This is a genomic window from Vibrio hibernica (assembly GCF_015223435.1).
Classification (GTDB): Bacteria; Pseudomonadota; Gammaproteobacteria; order Enterobacterales; family Vibrionaceae; genus Vibrio; species Vibrio hibernica.
Genome location: NZ_VHKO01000016.1, coordinates 22,285 through 49,075, shown reverse-complemented (window position 1 = coordinate 49,075; position 26,791 = coordinate 22,285). Strand labels below are relative to the sequence as shown.

General features: G+C 40.5%; 18 protein-coding genes, 2 pseudogenes and 1 other annotated feature (1 of these 21 cut by a window edge). Of the genes and pseudogenes, 4 read left to right on the top strand and 16 right to left on the bottom strand.

Annotated elements, in window-relative coordinates; translation table 11 throughout:
* Nucleotides 1–82: 82 nt before the first annotated feature.
* Nucleotides 83–421, top strand: a complete 339-nt coding sequence (locus tag FH976_RS08435; RefSeq protein ID WP_194090428.1) for a HopJ type III effector protein — start codon at nucleotides 83–85, stop codon at nucleotides 419–421.
* A gap of 109 nt (nucleotides 422–530) precedes the next feature.
* Here the strand turns inward: FH976_RS08435 and emrD are convergent, their stop codons facing one another.
* The 8 genes and pseudogenes from emrD to hemL all read right to left on the bottom strand — a co-directional run bounded on the left by emrD (nucleotide 531) and on the right by hemL (nucleotide 9,763).
* Complete coding sequence (emrD, locus tag FH976_RS08430; RefSeq protein ID WP_194090427.1) at nucleotides 531–1,736, bottom strand: multidrug efflux MFS transporter EmrD; 1,206 nt, start codon at nucleotides 1,734–1,736, stop codon at nucleotides 531–533.
* Nucleotides 1,737–1,980: 244 nt separating this feature from the next.
* Nucleotides 1,981–3,384 (bottom strand): phosphoglucomutase/phosphomannomutase family protein, encoded by a 1,404-nt coding sequence (locus FH976_RS08425; RefSeq protein ID WP_194090426.1) that lies wholly within the window; start codon nucleotides 3,382–3,384, stop codon nucleotides 1,981–1,983.
* 96 nt (nucleotides 3,385–3,480) lie between these two features.
* Nucleotides 3,481–4,173, bottom strand: a pseudogene (locus FH976_RS08420) (GH36-type glycosyl hydrolase domain-containing protein); the annotation flags it as partial.
* Between the two features lie 10 nt (nucleotides 4,174–4,183).
* Nucleotides 4,184–5,361 (bottom strand): IS3 family transposase gene (locus FH976_RS08415; RefSeq protein WP_194090425.1). Its coding sequence is split into 2 segments (ribosomal slippage): nucleotides 4,184–5,091 and nucleotides 5,091–5,361, totalling 1,179 coding nucleotides; the frame shifts between segments, so codons are not numbered across the junction.
* Nucleotides 5,362–5,435: 74 nt separating this feature from the next.
* Nucleotides 5,436–5,678, bottom strand: a pseudogene (locus FH976_RS08410) (hypothetical protein); the annotation flags it as partial.
* 237 nt (nucleotides 5,679–5,915) lie between these two features.
* On the bottom strand, nucleotides 5,916–6,947 hold the full coding sequence (rsmC, locus tag FH976_RS08405; protein WP_194090424.1) for a 16S rRNA (guanine(1207)-N(2))-methyltransferase RsmC: 1,032 nt from the start codon (nucleotides 6,945–6,947) through the stop codon (nucleotides 5,916–5,918).
* Nucleotides 6,948–7,041: 94 nt separating this feature from the next.
* Nucleotides 7,042–8,127 carry an AI-2E family transporter gene (locus FH976_RS08400; protein ID WP_194090423.1) on the bottom strand — a complete coding sequence of 362 codons (1,086 nt, stop codon included), beginning with the start codon at nucleotides 8,125–8,127 and terminating at the stop codon, nucleotides 7,042–7,044.
* Between the two features lie 334 nt (nucleotides 8,128–8,461).
* Nucleotides 8,462–9,763, bottom strand: coding sequence for a glutamate-1-semialdehyde 2,1-aminomutase (gene hemL, locus FH976_RS08395; protein WP_194090422.1), 1,302 nt, complete (start codon nucleotides 9,761–9,763; stop codon nucleotides 8,462–8,464).
* Between the two features lie 354 nt (nucleotides 9,764–10,117).
* Here hemL and erpA point away from each other — a divergent pair, with 354 nt between their 5' ends.
* Nucleotides 10,118–10,459 carry an iron-sulfur cluster insertion protein ErpA gene (gene erpA, locus FH976_RS08390; RefSeq protein ID WP_194090421.1) on the top strand — a complete coding sequence of 114 codons (342 nt, stop codon included), beginning with the start codon at nucleotides 10,118–10,120 and terminating at the stop codon, nucleotides 10,457–10,459.
* Nucleotides 10,460–10,546: 87 nt separating this feature from the next.
* Here the strand turns inward: erpA and FH976_RS08385 are convergent, their stop codons facing one another.
* A complete protein-coding gene (locus FH976_RS08385) occupies nucleotides 10,547–11,833 on the bottom strand; it encodes a peptidoglycan DD-metalloendopeptidase family protein (protein ID WP_194090420.1) in 1,287 nt (428 codons plus the stop codon).
* 126 nt (nucleotides 11,834–11,959) lie between these two features.
* Between FH976_RS08385 and tyrS the strand changes: the two genes are divergently transcribed.
* Nucleotides 11,960–13,147, top strand: a complete 1,188-nt coding sequence (gene tyrS / locus FH976_RS08380) for a tyrosine--tRNA ligase (protein WP_194090419.1) — start codon at nucleotides 11,960–11,962, stop codon at nucleotides 13,145–13,147.
* 118 nt (nucleotides 13,148–13,265) lie between these two features.
* Here the strand turns inward: tyrS and FH976_RS08375 are convergent, their stop codons facing one another.
* From FH976_RS08375 to gltB, 6 genes are all read right to left on the bottom strand, one after another.
* Nucleotides 13,266–13,886 (bottom strand): TRIC cation channel family protein, encoded by a 621-nt coding sequence (locus FH976_RS08375; protein ID WP_194090418.1) that lies wholly within the window; start codon nucleotides 13,884–13,886, stop codon nucleotides 13,266–13,268.
* A gap of 63 nt (nucleotides 13,887–13,949) precedes the next feature.
* Nucleotides 13,950–14,795 (bottom strand): helical backbone metal receptor, encoded by an 846-nt coding sequence (locus FH976_RS08370; RefSeq protein WP_194090417.1) that lies wholly within the window; start codon nucleotides 14,793–14,795, stop codon nucleotides 13,950–13,952.
* A 96-nt stretch (nucleotides 14,796–14,891) separates the two neighbouring features.
* A complete protein-coding gene (mtnN, locus tag FH976_RS08365; RefSeq protein WP_194090416.1) occupies nucleotides 14,892–15,590 on the bottom strand; it encodes a 5'-methylthioadenosine/S-adenosylhomocysteine nucleosidase in 699 nt (232 codons plus the stop codon).
* 109 nt (nucleotides 15,591–15,699) lie between these two features.
* Nucleotides 15,700–16,146 carry a DUF1499 domain-containing protein gene (locus FH976_RS08360; protein WP_194090436.1) on the bottom strand — a complete coding sequence of 149 codons (447 nt, stop codon included), beginning with the start codon at nucleotides 16,144–16,146 and terminating at the stop codon, nucleotides 15,700–15,702.
* 211 nt (nucleotides 16,147–16,357) lie between these two features.
* Entirely contained in the window at nucleotides 16,358–17,827 is a 1,470-nt protein-coding gene (locus FH976_RS08355) for a glutamate synthase subunit beta (protein ID WP_194090415.1), read from the bottom strand.
* Between the two features lies 1 nt (nucleotide 17,828).
* Nucleotides 17,829–22,370 (bottom strand): glutamate synthase large subunit, encoded by a 4,542-nt coding sequence (gene gltB, locus FH976_RS08350; protein ID WP_194090414.1) that lies wholly within the window; start codon nucleotides 22,368–22,370, stop codon nucleotides 17,829–17,831.
* A 578-nt stretch (nucleotides 22,371–22,948) separates the two neighbouring features.
* Between gltB and arcB the strand changes: the two genes are divergently transcribed.
* Entirely contained in the window at nucleotides 22,949–25,333 is a 2,385-nt protein-coding gene (gene arcB, locus FH976_RS08345) for an aerobic respiration two-component sensor histidine kinase ArcB (protein ID WP_194090413.1), read from the top strand.
* Between the two features lie 127 nt (nucleotides 25,334–25,460).
* On the opposite strand, the gene arcA is transcribed toward arcB, so the two are convergent.
* Nucleotides 25,461–26,177, bottom strand: coding sequence for a two-component system response regulator ArcA (gene arcA, locus FH976_RS08340; RefSeq protein ID WP_194090412.1), 717 nt, complete (start codon nucleotides 26,175–26,177; stop codon nucleotides 25,461–25,463).
* 572 nt (nucleotides 26,178–26,749) lie between these two features.
* Nucleotides 26,750–26,791 (top strand) — a sequence feature (Thr leader region); it runs 76 nt beyond the window's last position.

Sequence of the window (26,791 nt, the reverse complement as noted above, 5' to 3'; positions counted from 1 at the left end):
TCATCGTCAGACCTCGAACTGAATTTTATCTAGTGTTAAGCTGATAATATCTACATTGATACTTTATAAAGGAAAATAGTCGATGGAATTAACTGAGTTTTTACATCAAGTCACGACAGAACCATTATCGGTAGAGTTTAAGCAAGCGATAGGTGTTATTGATAGTAATTTTACCTTTACGCCGACCGCATTCAAAAATGGTGATGTTGATAATGAAGCTGGGCAGAATAATGGATCGTGTAAGATTTTTGCTTTTGCTCAAATGCATAATTTAACTGAAGCGCAAACTCTGGCTTGTTTTGGGAAGTTTTATCGTCATGATGTATTAGAGCACCCAGATAACGATGATCATCAAAACATTCGCAATTTTATTATTCATGGTTGGAATGGTATTGAGTTTTCAGCGACTGCATTAAAATAGGTTTAAACTTTCATTACAAACCTAAATTCAGGAAACAGTAAAGCGGCATTAGATTAGGTTCTAGTGCCGCTTTATTTTTTAAATGATCAGGAAATTAGTACGATTGGTATTAAATAGCCGATCCCAAAGTATTGGGTGAGATCGGGGTTTTGTTGACTCGGTGTAAGCCCATTACTGCCAGTAAAGACATCGCAAGCATTAATGCGCCCAATGGCATTTGGTTGTGCGCGGGGATCATTGCCGCAATCAAGGTGGCAAGCCCTGCACCAAAGTTTTGTATTCCTCCCAATAAAGCACCTGCCGTTCCTGCATGGTGTGGGAAAGGGGAAATTGCACCGGTGGTGGCAGCAGGGAACAATACGCCAGCGCCTAAGAAGTAAATGGTAGCTCCACCGACCAAACTCAACGCATTGGTATAACCAAATACACCCGGAATAAAAACAACCAATGAACCAATGGCAATCGCCACTAAACCAAAATTTAAAGCTCGTTTTTCTGAGTGACGAGAGGCAATCCAGCTCGACATTGCTGCGCCCAATAGATATCCGGGAATTGGCACTATAAATAATAAGCTAACGGTAGTGGCTGCCAGTTTAAGTTTACCACCAAGTAATACACCCGCAGCGGCTTCAAATACCGCTACGCCTGCAAAAGTGGCGACCAAACACAGTAAGTAACCTTGGAATTGCCTACTGGATAAAACGTAACGATAGCTGGTGGCGACGGAATCAAAGCGGCGCGATTCTTTTGGTAGGGTTTCAGTCATATGAGTAAACATCACAATGGTGACTCCGATACTAAAGAGTGCCAAGAATAAATAGCTAGAGCGCCAATTAAACGCTTCGGTTAAGTATCCTCCTAATAGCGGAGCCATTAATGGTGAAAACATCAAACACATGCTGATTAAGCTATTAACCTTATGAAGCTCAGCACCAGAGAAACAGTCTCGACTTAGTGTTCTTGCCATTGCACCGCCACAACCGATACCCATACCTTGAACAAAGCTTCCGACTAGGAATAAGCTAAAATTATGGGAAAAAAGAGCAATGATAGCGCCAAGAATATAGATGGCTAAACCCGCTAGAATAATTGGACGACGACCTAAACGATCGGAGAGTGGACCATAAATGAATTGGGATAAACCGTAAGGGATTAAGTAACACGCCATTACTGCTTGCATTGATGCTGCAGAGACTTGAAATTCATGCGCCATATAGCCCATTGATGGCACATACATGGTTTGTGTCATTTGCCCGACAGCAGCCAAAATGGCGATCAAAAAAGTAAGTTTGATAAAACTCAGCGGCGCAGACATGCACTTTCTCCTGCATAAAAGGTCTAGATTGCTAATAAAAAACAATATGTTAAATGGGGGTTCTGAAGGCGTGAATATTAGGAGTAAGTATAGGATTCAGCAATAAGAATGTGATGATGTTTGCAAGAGAAAATCAAGATTATGGATTAGATTTTCTAATGCTAAAAAAAACCAGCTTTCAAATATAAAAAAAAGACCGTAGTTTTCACTATGATCTCTTTTAGAAACGAGTTGTGTAGATAAGCTATAACGCTAAAAATGCCGTCATCTGAGCAACAATTTTTTCTGCCGTTGGTTTATCTTCCATTTCTGAAAAAATACGCAGCAGTGGTTCGGTACCCGAGAAGCGAGCGATCACCCAGCCACCATTTTTGAAATACACTTTGGCACCATCATCGTAGCTAACTTTGTCGATGTCATACTCAAATTCAGGGAGCTGTTTTTCGATATAAATCTTAGTATGTAAAACTTCTTTTTGAGAGGCTTTAAAGGTGCAGTCACCTTCTGCTGTATAGGCATACCCATAGCGCGCATAGATCTCATCTAGCATTTCGGATAACTTCTTACCGGTTACACTGATCAATTCGACTAATAAGCTTGAGGCAAATACGCCATCTTTACCTTTGATGTGTCCACGAATGGTTAAGCCACCTGAGCTTTCTCCGCCTAGTAATGCATCGTCGGCTTCCATTTGGCTACTTATGTGCTTAAAGCCTATTGGAACCTCAAAGCTTTTTTCACCGTGATCGGCGGCAATTTTATCGAGTAGATGAGTAGTGGCAATGTTACGCACCACAGAACCTTTCCATCCTTTGTATTCCAGTAAGTAGTAATACAGCAACATGAGAACTTCATTTGGGTGAATGAAGTTACCTTTCTCATCAATAATGCCTAGGCGGTCAGCATCGCCATCGGTACCAATCCCAATATCATAACCTTCTGCTGCGACTAAGTGTTTCAATCGATATAATGTAGCCGCATTTGGGGATGGCATGAGTCCACCAAAAGAGGGGTTTTCTCCATCATTGATCACATCCACATCGCAACGCCCAGTGATCAAGACGGTTTGCAACGCATTTTTTGCTACGCCAAAAATTGGATCAATCAGTACGCGTAAGTTGGCTTTTTTGATTGCTTCAATATCGATAAAGTTAATCACAGAATCGTTCATTGGATTAATGATGTTAACTTTGCCCGATTGCAACGCTTCTTCGAATTCAACTAACTTGACGTCGCTTTCGGTTAAACCTGCAATTTGTGTTTCGATTTTTTCGGTGATGATTTCATCGGCGTCGCGCCCACCTTCGATAAACACTTTAATGCCGTTATAGTCGGCTGGGTTGTGAGATGCTGTGATGCAAGCGGAATAAATACAGCCCATTTTATTGCACTGAAACATCACAATTGGAGTTGGGACAAAGCGATTAATGAAGCTAACCGTAATGCCATTAGCGGCTAATACTTCGGCAAACCATTTGGCGGCTTTGTCTGAGAGAAAGCGGCGGTCGTAACCAATCACAAAGCCTTTATCGACTGCATTTTCATTGATTATGATATTGGCAATTGCTTGAGCAACAAGGCGAACATTGGTTTGGGTAAACTCTTCCCCAATAAATGATCGCCAACCACCAGTTCCGAATTTGATCATAATAATATCCTTAAAAATTCTGCTATCAACTTGTTACCGTCATCCCAAACCGTTCGATATTCGCTTTTGGGATGACAGTTTTTATTTTGAAATTAACTATCCCATTACCACTACAACGTCATGCACGCTGCCATCGGCTTGAGCGGGGATTGCACCTTCAATTGATTCACCATTTAAAGTGATAGATTTCACGCCTTTGCTGACACCATCTGGGTTTTTCACTGTAATGTTGAAAGTCGCGCCACGCCATTGACGGGTAACTTCAAATCCAGGCCAATCGGTTGGAATACATGGATTAATATTTAAGCCTTCAAACCCTAAGCTGACACCAAGAATGAAGTTAGTGACAGCAAAGTAGGCCCAACCAGATGCACCGGTTAACCAAGGGTGGTTGGCTCGGCCATGGTCTTGATGATCGCGTCCCATGATGAATTGCACATAAGAATAGGGTTCGGCAATACGTTGCTCGATCATGTCATTTTGGTTGTATGGGTTAAGTGCGTCATAAAACTTCATCGCTTTATCACCACGACCGAGTTTTGCTTCTGCCACCCATGCCCAAGGGTTTGGATGAGAGAAGATCGCACCATTCTCTTTTACGCCTTGATAAACACGAGTCACAAAACCAATGTCATCATTTGGCGTCGAGAAAGAAGGAGAGTTCAAGTGCAAGCCGTATGGTGAATACAGGTGCTCATCAACAGAATCCATCGCACGTTCGCCACGCTCTTGCGATACTGAGCCTGATAATACTGCCAGTGTGTTTGACTCTAAGTGAATACGGCCTTCGGTGAAGTGGTCAAGTAAAATTGGCCACTGATTTGTATTCATTATTAAATCGGCGTTCTGATTCATTAGGCGTCAAGCCACCGTTATATTGATGAGGCCTGACTTGGTTGTAATATCGGATAATGTATTTAGTGATCGCCACTTTAGCTTCATTCGATGAACGATAACCCGCCGTTGGCATCCATTCTGTTTTAAAACTTCTAAAAAATCGTTCCATTGGGGCATTATCCCAACAATTTCCACGGCGACTCATACTTTGTGTAATTTGATACCGCCAAAGTAACCGACGAAATTGTTTACTTGTATAATGACAGCCTTGATCGGAATGAAACATGACACCTTTAGGGGCTCCTCGAACTTCATAAGCCATCGAAAGGGCTTTACCTGTTAGATCTGTATTGGGTGAGCCTGACGTTGCCCAGCCAATCACTTTACGGGCAAATAAATCAATCACAACAGCAAGGTACAACCAACGTTGTCCTGACCAAATATACGTCACATCGCCACACCAAACCTGATTAGGCTCAGTAACTGCAAACTGGCGATCTAATGTATTAGGGATATTTAGATGTTCATTTTCTGCTTTTTTATAACGATGCTTCTTAATCTGGCAGCTAACTAACCCTAAATTTTTCATGATGTTAGTGGCTTTATATCGACTTAACGGTACGCCTTTAGTTGTAACGATACCTGCAATCGTTCTGGCTCCTGCTGAGTTACCACTTGCACGATGTGCAGTCTTCACTTCACTAGATAATAGTATTTGCTCTTTTGACTGCGTTTTAAGCCGTTTAGTCCAATATTTATAGCTACTGCGATGAATATTAAAGACATTGCAAATGATAGATACAGGATAATAAGCTTTTAATTCATCAACTAAAATGAAGTTTTGAATGAGTCCGATACCAAAAGAGCGGTTGCTTTTTTTAGTATTTCTTTCTCCATTTCAATCCGTTTAATCTTCTTTTCTAACTCACGAATTTTAAGCTGATCAGGCGTCATTGGTGTTGCTTTTGGTGTAATCCCACCACGCTCATCTTTAAGCTGCCGAACCCACTTATCCATTGTTGATTTACCGACATTCATCGCTTCAGCTGCTTCTTTTACGGAGTAGCCTTGGTCTAAAACGAGTTGTGCTGATTCCAATCGAAATTCGGGTGTAAAATTAGGACGTATTCTTTTAGTCATAGTGTCACCTATTAAATTATGAGGTGATGATATCACCTCTAACTAGGTGGCCAAATTAACTATGCCACTTCAAATTCTGAGCGAACCACACCCATGACTTCCGATTCTTTAGATTTTATATAATCGTTAACTTGTTGTTTTTTCGTGTCACGAATTGACAGTAAATATGAGGTACTTTGTTCTTGTAGATCTTGAGTGTGTGATTGGAGAAAAAATAAAGCAATAACAGTGAAAGGTGTCAGACTTAATACTAAAAATGCGATCATTAATGTATGTTGAAGTCTTTGAAATTTATGTACCTTTCTTAATTTGAGCATAGGTGGCTACTTACAATTTCTCTGAGTGATGGCTTAGAAGCAGAAAAAGCCAGGGGTTGAATAGTTTTATGAAGTTAATAAGCAAAACCTTTTTACTATGATATTTGACGAGAAGAAAGGAAGCTTTATTTTCAAGGAAAAAAAAGGTGACCGAGGGCAATTATTATGAAGTGCTGGGTGAAAATATGAGCCTAGAGGCTAGGCTCATGAATATAATGGGCTCTCAATAATAACTGACTATTGAGATGCTTTATTGGTGTGATAAATACTGAATTTAGTGTTTTTAGCTGCAATATTGCAGTGCCCAAAAGCTTTCTCAATAATGGGAGGATATTTTAAGAAGTTATTGGCAACGATCAGCATTTGTCCTCGAGCCGATAAATGATGCGGCGCTTGGGATAATAAGGTTTCCGCTGCACTGTATTGAGTATCTAAACCTGAATGGAAAGGTGGGTTACTAATTAAGAAGTCGTATCCTTTGCCAATGTTGGAGTAAATATCAGAGGCAAAGACTTGTCCGGTTAAGCCGTTAATTTCTAACGTCGCTTTACTTGATTCAATCGCGAGGGCGCTGATGTCGCACATATCAACATTCGCTTTAGGGTAGCGCGTTGCAATAACGCAACCAATTACGCCAGCGCCACAGCCTAAATCCAGTACTTTACCTTTGAGTCTTGGTAGGGTTTCAAGTAGGAGCTCTGTACCTTTATCAAATTCACCATGGCTGAATACGCCAGGCAGGCTTTTAATTTGAAGCGTATCGTCACCGATAGTGAGAGGGTAAGTTTTATACCATTCATCTAAATTAAAGGCTGGCGCCTCTGTTTGGTATTGGCCCCAGTAAAAAGAGCAGCGACGTGCAGAATCGTATTTTTTCACGGTGCCATATTGGCTAAACATTTTTTCAATGCTTTTAACACCAGAGCGATTCTCACCCACGACACAGATTTCAGTGCCGGTTTTAAGTTTTGCCATCAACATTGCAAGTAGATACTGAGCTTCGGCTTTAGCTTTTGGCCAATACAGCAGGAGCATATCTGCATCAATATTGTCAGTCAGTTCGGCGCCAAAGTAAGACGTAATATTATCATGCTGACTAAATTGTTGATGGTAACCATAATGGGTTGTAAAAACGCAGACGGATTGGCAGTGCTTAGCAAGTTCAAGACAAAATAAATCTTCGGCTTCGCCTGCAATTAATACGCGTTTATTTGAAAAGTACTCAATTTGACGCTGAGCAATTTGGCTAGGAGGAGTATAGCTTGACATTAATGGTCACTCTCTATGGGCAGTGGCCAGATTTTCGCATAATCTGGCCTAGATACCAATTAAATCACTTGAGAGTTCATTGCTGTTAATGTGGTTAGCTATTATCTTGCATGTTAAGAAACTGCTTAAATTCTTCTTCATACATTTTAAATAGCACCATGGTAATGGCAAAAATCAGTGGTCCGTAGATTAAGCCGATTAATCCAAATAGCTGGATCCCGCCTAATAACGAGAAAAAGATAAGTAAGGTATCCATGCCTGAGCTTCCTTGCATAAGGAGTGGGCGGATAATGTTATCAATTGAACCAATGACGACAACGCCCCAAACCACTAAAAATATTCCCCAACCGATATCGCCAGTTAAGAATAAATAAGCGGCAGCGGGCACCCAAATTAATGCGGTCCCTACAACTGGAATAAAAGAGGCAGCGCCAATCATAGTTCCCCAGAATAAGCCCGGTAAGCCGACCAGCCATAATGCAAAACCACCGACAATAGCTTGTGCGATAGCGGTAAGGAACGATCCTAATACCGCCGATTTAGAAACTTGTTCTATTTCGTTTAATAGGCGATCTTCTTGGCTGCGTGATAAAGGCAAAATATGGTGAATGCTATTAACCAGCTTTTCACGGTCGCGCAGTAAGAAAAACAAAACAAAAAGCATTAAAAAGAAGTTGGCTAGAAACCCAGTTGCATCACCTAAAATTTTAGCGCTTACAGACACTAAAACAGTACCAAACTGAGATATGAAGTGCGCGGCTTTTTGCGCTATTTGTTTTGGATCAAGATTATCAAATGGAAGGTACTGGTTAGCAATATGTAAAAGCTTTGAAATATAGGGATGGCTTAGCAATTCTTGGATCCCGCCCACACTTGCCCAGTCGTAAACTGTCTGTGAAAAGTTAGCGCCTTGCTGAATGATGGCTGCAAATATAGCCAGCAATGGGATGACAATAACAAAGGTGAGAAATAAGCATGAGATAAAGGCAAGACTATTAGGGAAACTTGGCCAGCGTAGCTCTATTTTTTGATGTAAAGGATAAATTAAAAGCGAAATAATAAACGCCATAACAATCGAGTTCATATAAGGTGAAATCAATAAATAACAAGCATAGGCTGAAAATAGTAGCGCAATGATCAATACCCAGTGTGTTGAGTCCAATTTAAACTTGTTGGTCATGTTTCATCCTGATGGCGTGCTGTAATTTTATATTGGTATATAATGGCGGTAAAGCAAACGCTTATCAATTAAAGATTCTTTGAACTTGGAGGGTAATATATGGGATGTTGTGATAAAAAAGAGTGTTGCAGCAATAAGAAAAAAAAGAACATTCCCTGGTTAATGGTCGTTATTGTCTTTATGGCTGTATTGGTTGTTTTAAACTGGCAGTCGTAAATGATCAGAATCATTTATAAGTTTGGTTTTATAGATGGATACTTAATCAAGTTTCTCGCTTGCTCGTAAATAAAACGAAGACAAGCGAGAAAAGTACTTATGTATGATGACTGCTTTATTATTGCGCTTCGTTTTCTTTCGCCATGATTGAAAAACAGCGATCTGCCGCTTCAATTGTGGCTTCAATTTCACGTGGTGAATGCGCCAATGACATGAAGCTTGCTTCAAATGCTGATGGCGCAAAGTTGACACCATGTTTAAGCATCAAATGGAAGAAGCGTTTAAAGCGTTCAGTATCGCATTTGGTGACATCTTCGTAACAAGTAATGGTTTTTTGCTCCGTAAAGAAGAAACCAAACATGCCGCCAACACGATTAATTGCGAGAGGAATACCATGCTCCGCTGCCGCTTTTTTTAAGCCTTTAGTTAGCTGTCTTGTCCGTTTTGCTAAACGAGCCTCGTTTTCTTCGCCTTCCAGCTCTTGTAAGCAAGCTAGACCTGCTGCCATAGCAATAGGGTTTCCAGATAGGGTGCCAGCTTGGTAAACAGGACCAGTAGGGGCAATAAATTGCATGACGTCACGACGACCACCAAAAGCACCGACTGGCATGCCACCACCAATGACTTTACCTAAAGTGGTTAAGTCTGGTTTGATGTCATAGTAAGCTTGAGCGCCACCTTGTGCGACGCGAAAGCCCGTCATTACTTCATCAAAAATCAGTAATGCGCCAGAAGAATCACAAATATCACGCAAACCTTCTAAAAAGCCTTCAACAGGAGGGATGCAATTCATGTTACCCGCGACAGGTTCAACAATGATGCAAGCAATCTCTTCTGGATTAGCTTCAAATAATGCTTTAACTGATCCAAGATCATTAAAAGTCGCGGTTAATGTGTATTTAGCAAAATCAGCAGGTACACCTGGTGAACTTGGTTGACCTAATGTTAATGCACCTGATCCTGCTTTTACTAATAAACTGTCAGCATGACCGTGATAACAACCTTCAAATTTTAAGATTTTATCACGACCAGTAAAACCACGAGCTAAACGAATCGCACTCATCGTCGCCTCAGTACCAGAGTTCACCATGCGAAGTTGTTCCATTGACGGAACCATTTCAGATACTTTTTCGGCCATTTTTATTTCAGATTTTGTCGGTGCTCCAAAACTTAAACCACGCTCAGCCGCTTTAATCACCGCATTACGTACTGCCGTATTATTGTGCCCCAAAATCATTGGTCCCCAAGAACCTACATAATCAATATAAGCTTTGCCATCGGCATCAAAAATCAATGGGCCGTCTGCGCGGTCGATGAAAAGCGGAGTTCCACCAACACCATTAAATGCGCGTACTGGAGAGTTCACGCCACCGGGAATCGTTTGTTGTGCTTTTTGATACAGTTCTGATGATTTACTCATGGGGGGATCCTTTAAATAATATCTTATTGCGATAAGTTTATTTCACTTAAGGCGCAAGTCTGGTGCGGTTAGTATGCTACCGCACTTTAGTCGAGATAATTAACTGTAAGTATTGTAACTAAGCTGAGACTTTTTGCACTTATTTAGAAAACAAAATCAGATACTGTTGATGTGAATAAGGTTTAAACGATTTATTGTTCTGAAAACAAGATGAATACTTGAACGATTAGGTCAGGTATTAGATAATCGGACTAATTAAGTCTGAACGTATGGCTAAGTAGTGTCAGCGATCGTATCTTGTATCAACGTTATTAATTGTATCTGTTGATATTTACGCTAATGAGAGAGGTCGTCATGAGCGATGAACAATTACCTTTATCTTTTTCTGAAACCGCAGCGTCGCGTGTGAAGATATTGATTGAGGAAGAAGAAAATCCAGAATTAAAACTACGCGTTTATATTACCGGTGGTGGTTGCAGTGGTTTTCAATATGGTTTTACCTTCGATGAGAAAGTTAATGATGGTGACATGACCATCGTAAAGCGAGGGGTAACGTTAGTGGTTGACCCTATGAGTTTACAATATTTGATTGGCGGTGTAGTGGATTATACGGAAGGACTAGAAGGCTCTCGCTTTTTTGTCAGCAATCCAAATGCCACAACAACGTGTGGTTGTGGGGCTTCATTTAGCGTATAAACCGGCTTTCAGTAACCTATTTTAAGAAAGCCCTGAAAATTTCTTTTTCGTCGAGAATAAGAAGTTTTCAGGGCTTTTTTGTTTGGGTTATTCTTTTGCAATAAGCAGATGATTGTAGCGTTTTAGTTGGGCTAAATTTTGCTGCGCCAGAGCAATAAAGTTGCTTTTATCTTGGCCCGTTAATGATTTTGACTGAGGCAAGTTAACCGTTCTTGGATTTTTATGGATACCATTCACTAAAAATTCATAATGTAAGTGTGGCCCCGTCACTCGCCCCGTTCCGCCAAGCGTGCCTACCGTATCGCCTTGTTTTACTCGTTGCCCTGTATTAACGGATCGTTTTTTCATGTGCAAGTACTTGGTAATATAAGTATTGCTATGGCGAATAAATACGTAATTACCATTAAATTGGTTATAACCCGATTTTTCGACCACGCCATCACCAGCAGCCCAAATGGGGGTTCCAACTGGCGCAGCATAATCTGTGCCTCTATGCGCGACGATTTTTCCTGTCACTGGATGGCGGCGAGTTGGATTGAAATTGGATGTCACGCGACGAAAATCAATAGGTGAGCGCAGAAAAGCTTTTTTCATTGCTCTACCATCCTCATCATAATAATTGCCATCTTTTGGGTTCAAAATAGCTTTGAACGTGGATCCTTGACTGGTAAACACAGCGCTAATAATGTTGCCTTGGCCAATATTTCGGCCTTCAATAAAACGATCTTCATATAACACTTCAAAGTGATCACCAGCACGTAGATCTAACGCAAAATCAATATCCCAACCAAAAATACCTGCTAATGACATTATTTGATTTGGAGTTAAACCTGAATTTGATGCTGCATTCCAGAAGTTTGAGGTAATGATTGCCTGGGTGTAATTATATTGAATATCAATATTTTTACTCTCTATTTTAGAAGTGAATACATCACCTTGTTTATAGATGTGAAAAGATTGATAAGCAGACAAAGGGCGAATTAACTCGATTAGTTGATCATTTTGGTTGAAGCCAAAGTTTAAGATATCACCGGGTCGAAGTCGTGATAATTGAGTTTTTATATCAGTATCACTCGTGATTAATTGATGCAATAATTTTGCGGGTAAACCGATACGACTAAATAAGACAGAAGCACTTTCTCCTGATTGGATGGTATGGAGTTGCCATTGTAGCCAGTTTTTACTGGGCGCTTTTGACTGTAAGAATTCGTTCGTCATCTCCAAAGGGTAAATTTTACCAACTTCTAGCTTTGGCTGATTACGAGTGAGATCGTCAAAATCAGGGAGAGAAAACAAAGTGATCGTTATTATGACGGAGATAAAAGCAATCGATACTTTGTGTAACTTGGGAAGCCGAGTCAATGTTATGCTCATAGTCATTAAGAGTGATATAAATAGCGAAAAAATGGGATGAGCCAGTCTAACTGGTTTCCAAAAAGGGCGCTATTGCGTATTATGTCTTGATACAATTTTTATGCCTAATTTTCGGAGTAAACCTAAATGGCGAGTATTGAAGCAGCATTGGCTGAAATTAAGCGCGGTGTGGAAGAATTAATTCCTGAAGCAGAGTTGATTGAGAAATTAAAAGAAAATCGCCCTTTACGTATTAAATTGGGGGCGGATCCAACAGCACCAGATATCCATTTAGGTCATACCGTTATTCTTAATAAGTTAAGAGCTTTCCAAGAGCTTGGTCATGAAGTGACGTTTTTGATTGGTGATTTCACCGGTATGGTGGGGGATCCATCAGGAAAAAACACGACTCGGCCTCCATTGACTCGTGAAGATGTATTGGCCAATGCTGAAACGTATAAGCAACAAGTATTTAAGATTCTTGACCCCGCTAAAACTAAAATTCAATTTAACTCTGAATGGTTAAACGAATTAGGTGCTGAGGGGATGATCCGTTTAGCATCCAACTTAACTGTTGCTCGCATGCTGGAGCGTGATGATTTTAAAAAGCGTTATGCGGGAAATCAGCCGATCGCGATTCATGAATTTATGTATCCGCTATTACAAGGCTACGATTCTGTTGCGATGGAAACCGATGTCGAATTAGGTGGGTCGGATCAAAAATTCAATTTATTGATGGGGCGTGAGCTACAAAAATCTCATGGTCAAAAGCCACAAGTCGTATTAATGATGCCATTGTTGGTTGGTTTAGACGGTGAGAAAAAAATGTCTAAATCGGCTCATAATTATATTGGGGTTAGTGAAGCGCCAACCGAAATGTTTGGCAAAATTATGTCGATTTCTGATGTGCTAATGTGGAGCTACTATGAATTGCTTTCATTCCGTCCATTAGAAGAGATTGCACAATTTAAAGCTGATGTTGACGCTGGCAAAAACCCTCGTGACATTAAGATTTTATTAGCAAAAGAAATCATTGCTCGCTTTCATAGCGAAGCAGATGCTGACGCTGCCGAACAAGAATTCATTAATCGTTTTCAAAAAGGCGCAATGCCAGATGAAATGCCGGAATTTGAATTTGAAGCGGGTATTGCAATTGCCAACTTATTAAAAGAGGCCGATTTAGTGAGTTCTACATCGGATGCACTTCGTATGATCCGTCAAGGCGCTGCAAAATCAGATGGCGAGAAGATCGAAGATACTAAGCTTATTCCTGAGATAGGTACGGCGATTTATCAAGTTGGTAAACGTAAGTTTGCACGTATTACGATCAAGTAAAGTAAAGCATGAGTGCTTAGCTGCTTGTCGTTAGTCACTTGTCGCTATAGTTGCTTATTGTTATAGATTACTCAGGCCCGTCACATTAATTTGAGACGGGCTTTTTTAATCGTAAAACTTAGCCTTTCAACTGAAAAGTAGGTAAGGATAAATGCCAGCGAATAGCGGCAAGCCGAATGGTTAAGGTTGATACGATACCGAGCAAGAAGGCCGATGGACTAGCAACACCAAAGTACAAAGCACTGGTATGAACAATCCCCCCAGCAATACAAGCTACAGCATAGATTTCACTGCGTAATACCATTGGGATCTCTCGAGCTAAAATGTCGCGAATAATTCCGCCACCGCAACCGGTTAGAACGCCCATAATCACAGCAATCATCATTGAATCTTGTAATCGAAGAGACTTCTCCACACCGATCCCAACAAATACCGCGAGCCCAATTGCATCACAAACAGGAAGAATATACCAAGGCAGTTTGGTTGGACGACGAATTAACGTAAGAGTCGCTAAGCAAGTTAGTAGAATCACCCATAGATAATTATTGTCGATAATCCAGAAAATAGGCGTAGAGCCTAGCATCATATCTCGAATAGAACCGCCACCAATTGCAGTAACGGAAGCAAGGACGATAACACCGAAGGGATCCATTTTAAGCCGACCAGCGAGTAATACTCCTGATATAGCAAAAATGGCGGTGCCAAATAAATCGAAAAAATACAGTAAACTGATATCCATGATTGTGGTGTTCTAGAGTTCGATAAAGTTGAATGAGGCAGCAGATTTTACTGTTAATTTATCTTAATGCAAAAGCTTATTCGACTTACGAGATAAATCAAAATCAGAGCACACTTGTTTTATTGCTTGAAGGCTTCGCATTGTTGGGCGGTTTAGCCAATCAGGGTTGAGATTAAAAATTAACTTATGTTTTACTGCTGGTATTTGAGGCCATTTTTGCCATAGTTCTGTGGTGGCATTGATATGGTTAGAGGTGAAAATCACGTCAGGCTTTGCAGCAATGACTTGTTCTTTACCTACTTGGGGATAAGGTGCAGGGCTGTTTGCAAATACATTTTTACCATTACAGATATCAAAAATAGCGCTTGGCCAGTATGGATCGGATACGGTAATGATTGGAACTTCACTTAATTGATGAAAGTAAAAGATACTTTCTTTCTTTTGATTAACCAGACGAATAGTACTGAGTTGCTCTCTAAATATTTTAGCATTACTCTTCCCGATAGAAGGATCTTCAGCCCATTGACTTAAGGTGTCTAAGTTATCGGCAATATCTTCGAGCGTGCTAATGGACGAGTAATATACAGGGATGCCAAATCGTTTCAGTTGTTCCACTTCTCTTGGGCTGGAATTCTTTGACCAGGCAATTACAAGATCCGGTTTTAGGGCTAATATACGTTCTAGTTTGATACCTTGATAGTTAGCGACTCTTTCTAATGTTGACGCTTGTTGAGGGTAATCACTCATCTCACTGACGGCTATAACTTTATCACCGAGGCCTGCTGAAAAAGCGAGTTCAGTAGCATGGGGTGTAAGGGTAATAACGCGTTGCGCGACATTATGCGCAAAGTTATATGGGCTAAATAAAGTAAGTAAACAAAAGATGGTCAAAGCTCGAAATGCTGACATATCAGGATCCATAACGCGTCAGTAAACGGCTACTTTTATTGATCTTTATTTAAGATGAAGTAATTTAAAATAAAGCAAAAGTAGCCGATGGGATATTTATTTAAGCAGGCTTAACATCGTAATGACCATTGCCGAGGAGCTTTTGGCTGCTAATGGTAAGAACTCATCGAAACTCATTGGTGACTCTTTGTCTGCCACATCTGAAATAGCACGTACAACAACAAAAGGCTTAGAGAATTGATGACAAGTTTGGGCAATCGCAGCGGCTTCCATCTCAACCGCAACCGTTGTTGGAAAGTGTTGGCGTATAAAAGCTTGTTTTTCAGGAGTGCAAACAAATACATCACCCGTGCAGATAAGGCCACGTACCGCGTGAGTATTGTCATTCATAGCCGCTAAGGCTTGTTCCGTTAGCAAGATGAGCTTTTCATCGGCAATAAAAGCAGCTGGTTGTTGTGCCATTTGACCGATTTCATAACCAAAGGCTGTCACATCGGCATCATGGTGACGAACTTCAGAAGAGATCACCACATCACCAAGGTTTAAGCTTGAATCAAAGCCACCAGCTGAACCTGTATTGATGATGATATCAGGTTGGAAGCATTCAATTAATAAAGTCGTCCCAACACTGGCTGCTACCTTACCAATTCCTGATTGTAGCAACACAACGTCAATGTTATTGATGGTTCCGGTATAGAAAGTACAACTACCTTTGATTTGTGATTTACTATTGCTTAATGCGTCTTTTAATATCGCAACTTCTTGTTCCATCGCACCAATAATGCCAACTTTCATAATTTTCTCTGCTTCAATCTAGGTCAATAATCGCGAGATTGTATCATAAGGATTTTAAAAAACTTAATCGGCATAGTAAAACCAGTAGAGTGAAGCCTGCAAATAAAAGTTAAGGTTGAATTAGGTTTTTCTCGAGCAATTTAACTCGTAATTTTCCCAAGCGATCCCTATTGACGCCAAAGTCTGAATGGCCAACACGAGATTTAGAACGAATATGCAAATTCACACCATCTTTTACCATTTCAACATCATCAGTAAAACGAAAAATCAAACTTGTAAAAGTGAGGTGTAAGTAATCATCTGTCTTTTTTAGAGTCTGGGTTCGTGCAAAGGTTAATGCGACTGCTTCAATTTGATCGAGCGTAATATCGGAAGACATTAACGTAAATGGTGCCACTTGGTGATCTTTACGTGTTTCTTGAGTGGAAACACAGTTAGGCTTTGAACTGCAAAGCATTGCTGCTTGTGGTTTTTTAGTTGTTGATTCCATATCTTTGCTCTGACTGCTGCAACTGGTTAATAATATAACCATAGCGAAAGGGATGAATTTAAGCATATTATTTTTCATAAATATTGATATTAACCTCCTTTAATGATTTATTTTTTTAAAGTCTGAGAATCTAAAAGAACAAAGCCCTACACAGTAAACTATGTAGGGCTAAGATAATCAAGATTTATACCCGTCTTACTTGAAGCTGCAGTTTTGCTGGCTACGTTCACTTTGCCACCTCACTGCAACTTCAATTACTTTGGATATTCCGCTTGCCTTATGCTGATTTCATTAATGAATCGGCACGAGCTTCAAGGTTTGAACTACCCATTAAGTAACTATCGATTGCGCGTGAACATTCACGGCCTTCATTGATACAACGAACCACTAAAGATTGACCTGTGCGCATGTCACCTGCGGCAAATACACCTTTCTGGTTTGTTTGATAATCTTGGCTAGCAACGTTGCCACGTTCATCCAATTTGATGTCCAACTGCGCTAATACACCTGTTGGCTCTGGGAATAAAAAGCCCATTGCCAGGAATGCTTTAGTACAAGGTATGACACGCTCAGAGCCAGCCACTTCATCAAAGTTAGGACGTTCACCCGGTTTTGCATCTTGCCATACGATATCAGTAATACGTAAACCGGTGACATTACCTTGCTCATCACCAATAAATTCTTTGGTTAGAATATTCCAATGACGCTCGCATCCTTCTTCATGTGAAGAGGTCGTTTTCATGATCATTGGGTATTGCGGCCATGGTTGATTACTTGGGCGTTGACCTGGCGGTATTGGCATGATCTCAACTTGAGTAATGCTTTTCGCGCCATGACGATTTGATGTGCCCACGCAGTCAGAGCCTGTATCACCACCACCGATAACAACCACATGAGCATCCTTAGCATGAATTTCTTCCGCTTTAAGATCCATGTTGTTGGCGCGACGGTTATTTTGACCAAGGAATTCCATTGCAAAGTGAACGCCTTTGAATTCACGTCCCGGGATCGGTAAATCACGAGGAACCGTAGAACCACCAGTGAGCAATAGAACATCGAAGTCTTGGCGCAATTGTTGGGCATTGATATCAACACCGATATGCGCGTTCACTTCAAATTTCACGCCAGCTTCACGCATCAGATCAATTTTACGGTCAATGACATCCATACCGAGCTTGAAGTCAGGAATACCAAAGCGCAGTAGACCACCGACTTTCTCATCACGCTCATAGACAGTCACCGAATGGCCAGCTGCATTTAGTTGCTCTGCAGCAGCAAGCCCCGCAGGACCTGAACCTACGATAGCAACAGTTTTACCTGTGCGTGAGCGAGGTTTACGTGGTTTGGCATAACCTTCTTGGTAAGCTCGTTCAACAATGTTTTTTTCGATATTACAAATCGTAATCGGGTCTTGATTGATACCAAGAACACATGATGTTTCACAAGGCGCTGGGCAGACTCGACCAGTGAACTCCGGAAAGTTATTGGTGCTGCTCAAAATGTGCCAAGCTTCTTCCCAGCTATCACGATAAACCGCATCGTTAAATTCTGGAATGATATTGCCGATAGGGCAGCCGCTATGACAAAACGGCACACCACAATCCATGCAACGAGAAGCTTGCGTGTTAATTTTTTCACCAAAGTCTTCGTCTAATACGAATTCTTTGTTGTCTTGTATGCGAACACTAGGGTCAACTTTTTTAGGAAGTTCACGACCATGTTCTAAAAATCCAGTAGGCTTACCCATCTTATACTGCCTCCAACAGTTCCGTGTTTTTTGCCACTGCCTTACGTTTTAACATCACTGCTTTATAGTCGCGAGGCATGACTTTAACCATGCTTGCTAAGTGAGTATCAAAATCGCTAAGGAAGGTTTTTGCTACATCACTTCCAGTGTATTCAACATGTTTTGTTAACATGCTGCGTAGCAAGGCTTTATCTTCATTTTCAAGCGGGTCTAGATCCACTAACTCGTCATTGAGCTTAGTTTCAAAATCGCCAGATTTATCCCAAACGTAAGCAACACCGCCACTCATACCTGCCGCAAAGTTTCGACCTGTAGAGCCAAGGATTATCGCTGTACCACCGGTCATATACTCGCAACCATGGTCACCCACACCTTCAACCACAACATGTGCGCCCGAGTTACGGACACAGAATCGCTCACCGGCTAAACCACGGATGAAAGACTCACCCGATGTTGCGCCATAGAAGCAAACGTTACCGACGACAATATTATCTTCTGCAACAATCGTTGATTTGTGGTCAGGATAGAGCACTAAAGTACCGCCAGATAGGCCTTTACCCCAGTAATCGTTAGCATCGCCTTCAACTTCAAATTTTACGCCTTTTGCCAGGAATGCACCGAAAGATTGACCAGCTGAACCAGTAAACTTAACGTTCATCGGTTGAGGTAAGCCATTGTCTTTATAGACTTTAGAAATTTCATTCGACAGCATAGTGCCAGTGCTTCGGTCGGTGTTAATAATAGGGAACTCAGCTTGTACTGCTTCACCTTTAGTTAACGCAGGTTGCGCCAACTTAATTAACTTACGATCCAGTACATCTTCAAGATCATGATTTTGTTGTTTCTGGTTATGAATGCCATCTTCAGCACGGGGTTGCTCGATGTAGAGAACCGGGCTTAAATCTAGATTCTTGTATTTCCAGTGTTGAATATCATCACGTACTTTTAGTTTATGAGACTGTCCAACCATGTCTTGAATGGTGCGGAAACCTAATTCAGCCATGATTTCACGTAAACCTTCAGCCAGATATTGGAAGAACGTTACGACATCATCTACACGGCCATCAAAACGCTCACGCAGTGATTTATTTTGCGTTGCAATACCAACTGGACAAGTATTTTTATGACATTTACGCATCATAATACAACCTTCAACTACAAGTGCTGCGGTTGCCACACCCCATTCTTCTGCGCCAAGAAGTGTCGCCATCGCTAAGTCGCGAGGCGTTTTCATTTGGCCATCGGATTGAACCACGATACGGTTACGTAAACCGTTTTTCAGTAGTGTTTGGTGTGTTTCTGCTAGGCCTAATTCCCACGGTAAACCAGTATGACGAATTGACGACATCGGTGATGCGCCTGTTCCGCCATCAAAACCCGCAATCAGAACAACGTCTGCTTTGGCTTTTGCTACGCCTGATGCAATCGTTCCTACGCCAGCTTCAGAAACCAATTTTACGTTGACGCGGCTATCACGGTTGGCATTTTTTAGATCGTAGATTAGCTGAGCTAAATCCTCGATAGAATAAATATCATGATGTGGTGGTGGTGAAATCAGACCAACACCAGGAGTGGAGTGACGTGTTGCACCGATCCAATCATCGACTTTATCACCAGGAAGCTGACCACCTTCACCTGGTTTTGCCCCTTGCGCCATTTTAATTTGCAGCTCGGCAGCATTGGTCAAGTAGTAAGAGGTTACGCCAAAACGCCCAGAAGCCACTTGCTTGATCGCAGAACGCTCCCAATCGCCATTATCTTTTTTCTCAAAGCGAATTGGGTCTTCACCACCTTCACCTGAGTTAGATTTCGCACCAATTCGGTTCATGGCAACAGCAAGTGTTGAGTGCGCTTCGTATGAGATAGAACCAAAGCTCATTGCACCTGTTGCAAAGCGCTTTAAGATGCTTTCAATTGGTTCTACTTCGTCTAGCGGAATAGATCCTGCTGGGTTTTTAATGAAGTCAAGTTGGCTGCGCAATGTTGCTGCATTATCACCTTGGTCATCTACCGTTTTTGCATATTGCTTAAACTGAGAATAATCTTTATTTCGTGTTGATTGTTGTAACAATGAAATGGTTTCAGGGTTAAACAGGTGTTTTTCACCACGTTGTTTCCATTGGTAAACACCACCAACATCCAACATTTGAAGTGGCACTTCACGAGTTGGATAGCCAACACGGTGACGGAGCAGCACTTCGCGGGCGATGTCATCAATTGTTAGGCCTTGGATACGAGAAACAGTACCGGTGAAGTATTTATCAACGACCGTTTTGCTAATACCAAGCGCTTCAAAAATTTGTGCACCATGGTAAGACTGTAGCGTTGAAATACCCATTTTAGAGAAAATCTTCAAAAGACCCGCATTAATACCTTTACGGTAATTATTGAATAATTCATTCGATGGCGTTTCTGGATCCAATTTTTTCTTTTTCTGAAGTTCAACAATGGTCTCCGTTACAAGATATGGGTTTATTGCGTTTGCGCCATAGCCAATTAAAGTCGCAAAGTGGTGTGTTTCACGAGCATCACCGGTTTCAACAACGATGTCACACTTAGCACGTAAACCTTTACGGATCAGATGGTGATGCACAGCGCCGACCGCCAGCATTGCCGGAATAGCCGCATGGTTTGAGTTGGTGGCGCGGTCAGTTAGAAGAATAATAGAGTAGCCATCAATAACTGCATCTTCAGCGTATTGGCAAATACGTTTTAGCGCACGTTCTAGCTTGCCATTTTCTTCTGTAGCACGGAAAACGATATCCAGTGTTTTTGCTTGCAAATGCTCGTTATCAATCGCACGTAGTTTTTCTAATTCTTCATTAGAGAGAACCGGCGATTCTAATTCAACTTTTTGGCAATGTTCAGGTGTTTCGGTAAGTAAGTTATGGTCACGACCCAAATAGGTGTTAAGTGACATTACCATACGCTCACGGATCGGATCGATCGGTGGATTCGTTACCTGAGCAAATAATTGCTTAAAGTAGTGAGACAAATGCTGAGATTGATGCGATAACACGGCTAGCGGCCAGTCAGCACCCATAGACATCAATGGTTCATAGCCTGTTTTCGCTAGTACTTGAATGATCTCTTTGACTTCTTCAGAGCTAATGCCAAATGCTTGTTGGTGTTGAAGCAAGCGAGCTGAAGACGGTTGATGATGCATATTATCAGCATCAGGCAGGCGTTTAAGGCTTAATAAATTATCACTTACCCATTGCTCATAAGGCTGAGAATTGGCAATACCATCTTTCACTTCTTCATCTGAAATGATGCGGCCTTGTTCTAGATCGGCAACAAAAATACGACCTGGTTGTAAACGGCCACGGTATTCGATGTTTTCTGGTGCAATTTCTACTGCGCCAGATTCCGATGCCATGATTAAGAAGTTATCTTTAGTCACGGTATAACGAGACGGACGAAGCCCATTACGGTCCAGCGTTGCGCCTACTTGTACACCATCAGTGAAACATACGGAAGCTGGGCCATCCCATGGTTCCATAATGTTGGCGTGGTATTGATAAAACGCACGACGAGTCGGGTCCATATTTTTGTTTTCTTGCCATGCTTCAGGAATTAACATCATTAAGGCATGTGGCAAACTACGGCCTGATAGAACTAAGAGCTCTAGCGCCATATCAAAGTTTGATGAATCGGAACCGTTTTCAGAACAAATCGGCAATAGCATGTCGATTTCAGCTTGAGTAAATAAGTCTGATTCTAAGATCGCTTCACGTGCTTTCATCCAGTTTAAATTGCCACGGACAGTGTTAATTTCACCGTTGTGGGCAATGTAACGGAAAGGCTGCGCAAGGCGCCATCTTGGGAATGTGTTGGTTGAAAAGCGAGAATGAACCAAAGCAAGTGCGGTTACCATGCTTGGGTTTTGCAGATCTAAGAAATATTGAGGCACTTGATCTGTTGTTAGCTGACCTTTATAAACCAATGTTTTATAAGATAATGAGTTGATGTAAAAATCATCACCAATATTGGAGACTGACTCTAAACATACACGCACAGTGTAATTACGAAGAACATAAAGCTTACGTTCAAGTTCAGCTGGAGTTGTGGCTGGACCACCAGAAATAAACACATGTTCAAATTGAGGTTCTGTGCTTAGAGGGTCTTCGCCGATCATTGAATTATCAACAGGCAGTACGCGATAGCCAATAATTTCAAGATCAAGTCGAGCGGCATTACGTTCTAAAATATCGCGACACTGTTGGCGCTTATATTCATCTTTAGGAAATAGAACAACACCTACGCCATATTTTTCAAATGACGGTAAGCGAATACCGAGTTTAACGGCTTCTTCTAATAAAAATTCATGAGGTTTTTGCAGTAGAATACCTGCGCCATCGCCGCTGCATGGATCGCAGCCTTGACCACCACGGTGCTCCATACGAGCCAACATATCGAGGGCTTGCGTGACAACCGCATGAGATTTGCGGTTTTTTAAGTGAGCAACAAAACCGATCCCGCAGGCATCATGCTCTAGCTCTGGGGTGTACAATCCATGTGCACTTTGCTCTCTACTTACCATAGATACATCCTTCCAAGTTAAATGGTAGTGATGGAATGGGCATCATGCTCATTAACCAAAACTACTTTGTCCTTTTATTTACTTATAATCTTTTGCTGAACTTAACCCAACCTTGAGAAGTTAGCTCGATTCCTTTCCATCATTCGCAGAAAATAATATGCGAAAAAAATGATTCCTTGGTTTCTCTTGCTATTTTTCTTAAGTATTACAGTTGATGGTGTCGCCTAGTTTAAAAAAGATAGTGGCTGACACTAACCTTATAACGTGATTAACCTCACGAAAAAGATAATATCATGTCAATATCCTACATTTTTGTACTATGTAATTCCAACGAAAGTTTGCTCGATCGTCACATTTTTTTACATCTCTTGAATATTAAACACTTGAAACTGCTATTTAGTGGTTTTTTATGCTTTAAAGTTAAATTTTTATTTTATTTGTATTTTTTGGTCTCATGTTTTTTCTGTTTTATATACATGTAGGTGAAAAATAGACTTAATATTATTTGAAATAGGGCATTCGTAACCCTTTTCCTTGTACTATAGAAATTATTTATTAGTGAATTAAATGGGTGGGAAATGAGTCCGTTAAAAAATCTTGCACAATACTATGTGGATTTATTGGTCAAGCTTGGCATCGTTCGTTTTTCGATGCTGCTTGCAGCTGCGCTGGTATCATTTTCTGTTTTAATTCAAGCCTGTATCAGCATATTATTACATGGTGATGTAGAAAATTTACTCATCATTCGTTCTATTTTCTTCGGCTTACTAGTGACACCTTGGGCGGTCTATTTTCTTACCGTGGTAGTGGAGCAATTAGAGGACTCTCGACAACGATTAAGTAAGTTGGTTGGGAAGTTAAAGGATATGCGTACTCGTGATATTGAATTGCATATCAAATTACAAAAAAACATCAAAGAATTAAACCAACAAATAGAAGAAAGAAAAAGAGCAGAAGAAGCGAGAGAAGACGCTATTGTTGATTTAGAAAGTGAAGTTTTTCATCGTGAAAAAACGCAAGTAGAATTAGCCGATCGCACGGCGCTATTACGCTCCTTTCTCGATGCTTCTCCCGATTTGATTTATTACCGCAATACTCATGGAGAGTTCTCTGGATGCAATAAAGCTTTTGAAGATCTGATTGGACTTAAGCTTAATCAATTGGTGGGATTGTCTATTTATGATGTTTATACCGATGCAGGTACGCGTCAACAGGTTGAAGCTACCGATGCTAGAGTCTTCGCCGAAAATAAAGAGCTTACCTATGAAATCTGGCTAACGTATCCCGATGGAAAAAAAGCCTATTTTGAATTCCGAAAATTACCTTTTTATAGCAAAAATGGAGAGTTGCTGGGATTAGTTGGTTTTGGCCGAGACATTACCGAACGTCAGGTTTATCAAGATGCGCTAGTGAAAGCGAGCCAAGATAAGACTCAGTTTATATCCACGATAAGTCATGAGTTAAGAACCCCTCTCAATGGTATTGTTGGTCTCAGCCGTATTTTATTGGCTTCGCCGCTGACGGATGAACAAAATAAATACATGCAAACCATTAATGTCAGTGCAATTACGTTAGGTCATATTTTTAATGATGTTATTGATCTAAATAAACTAGATCGCAGTGAGCTAGAACTTTTACCTGTTGCTACCGATTTCCATAGCTTTATTTCTGATATTGAAACGATTTCTCACTTGATGGCTGAGCAAAAAGGACTTCGTTTTGAAATGGATCGCTTAACTGATTTACCTATTGGAATTCGTGTTGACGCATCACGTTTACGTCAGGTGTTGTGGAATTTAGTCAGCAATGCCATGAAATTTACTAAAGAAGGTGGTGTTACGGTCAATATTAGTGCTGATTATGACAATGAATTTGCCCATATTGAATTTGAAATAGAAGACACTGGTATTGGGATCCCGCAATCTGAAATTGATAATATTTTTGGTATGTATTATCAAGTCAAATCGGGTAAGGATAATTTACACGCGGTTGGGACAGGAATTGGCTTGGCAGTTTCTCAAGAAATTATCCAGAGGATGGACGGTGAAATAACGGTATCTAGTGAGCTTGGCTTTGGCAGTACTTTTTATATTTCTATTCGGGTACCTATTGCCCAGTTACCAAAAATAACATCAAATCAATTTCAATCTCAGTCTAATCTGCGCATTTTTATGGTTGAAGATATTGAGCTTAATGTAACTGTTGCTCGCTCGGTGCTGGAAAACTTAGGACATACTGTTGATGTCGCCATGACGGGTAAGGATGCGTTGAAACGATTCAATCCCGATGACTACGATTTAGTATTATTAGATATTCAACTTCCGGATATGACCGGTTTTGATATAGCTCGTGAGTTGCGTCAACGTTATAAGTCACTACCGCCATTGGTTGCATTAACAGCCAATTCTATGACGGATAAGAGTGAATATTTTGAAAAAGGAATGGATGACGCGATCAGTAAGCCTCTTTCGATTAAAGCCATTTATGCGGTTATTGAAGAATGCATCGAAAACCGAAAAACAAATTCAAACCAAGCTCAACCGATAACAAGTATGAATATGGTTGGATTAGATTCAACCGAGAGTATTAAGGAGGCCAATGTGGAGCCAGAAGAATCATTAACAGATCTGTTTGATTTGCCTATGTTGGAATCTTATATTGAGATTGTTGGTGTCCAGCCCATGCTGGACAATTTAGATATGTTTGCTCACGCACTGCCTGAATATCTCGATGAGTTATATAAATATGCAGTGATTTGGGATACCGAGAATATGGTGTCCGAGGCTCATAAAATTAAAGGAGCAGCAGGTTCTGTTGGGTTGAAGCGATTGCAAGAATTGGCACAAAAGGCACAATCTCCAGAACGTATTGATTGGGAAATAAAAGTTATGGAATGGATTAATGAAATTAAAGATTATTATCAGTCGGATATTTTATTGCTTAAGCAAACCCTTCAATCTTAGCCTTGCTAATCATTTAGTCATATTTAGCTATAAATAAAGCTTAAAAAATAAACCCTCAAGCTTCAAAAGCTTGAGGGTTTATATTTTTATTAGGATTATTATGGTCTAAAGTTCGAGGAAGTCTTGCTTACTCTGAAAACTCACCACAAAAGCGATAGCCTTCACCGTGAATAGTGGCAATGATTTCTGGCGTATCAGTAACCGATTCAAAGTGCTTACGAATACGGCGAATAGTTACATCGACGGTACGGTCATGAGGTTTTAGTTCGCGTCCTGTCATTTTTTTCAATAGATCAGCGCGAGTTTGAATTTTGCCCGGGTTTTCACAAAAGTGAAGTAGAGCACGAAACTCTGAGCGAGGTAATTTATAGCTTTCGCCAGCCGGGTTAACTAAAGAGCGGCTATTTATGTCCAAGATCCAACCATTAAATTCGTATTTATCAACGTTGTGCTTTTCTTCCTGTACATCACCTTGATTCATTGAACGTTGCAGTAAGTTACGAGCACGAATAGTTAGTTCACGAGGATTAAATGGTTTTGTAATGTAGTCATCAGCCCCAATTTCTAGGCCAAGAATTTTATCCACTTCATTATCGCGTCCTGTTAAGAACATGAGTGCAACATTTGCTTGCTCGCGTAATTCACGAGCCAGTAACAAGCCATTTTTACCGGGTAAATTGATATCCATAATTACTAAGTTAATTTTATTCTCAGACAGGATCTGGTGCATATCATCACCATTGATAGCTTCAAATACGCTGTATCCTTCAGCTTCAAAAATAGTCTTTAGCGTATTGCGTGTGACTTGTTCGTCTTCAACGATAAGAATTTGTGGGGTATGCATAAGAGTACCTAAATCATGAATAATATCAGTAATAGTAGATGAAAAATAACATCTCATTAGTGAATACATTGGCTAATGCAAGGTTTGATACTGGACTAATAGCCTTTAATATCAATGCTTGATAGCGATGTGTCCACTTTTAGTATGTATACTTTTAATCATTATTTAATGGAATTGAGTTTACAGTCTTAACAGCTTGCTAACAATAAGTGAATGTTAACTAACATTCACTTTGTTGATTTGCATCAATGGAATAATTAAGTTTACTGACGAGTCTTTATATTGGTCTTCGTTTTTATGTTTTGATGCCCAAATGTTGCAGTATTATCTAGCGATGTTGATTCTCTTTATATCTATCGTTCTTTTATTATTTACAGTACTAATATTTTGCTTATATCTAAACTTTAAGAATATTTCATGGCTTTTGAAGTATTACTTAGTTAATGCTATCAAGTTGCTTTATGGGGTTCATCGAGTTTAACGGTAATAAAGTGAAGTTTTGATTGACTCATTGTCGTTAAATCGGTATTTCTAGAGTCAGTTCTTAAGTTAAGTAGATTTTTATATGTTTTCGACTATCGCTATGGCCACCACCATTATTATAACCGACACAA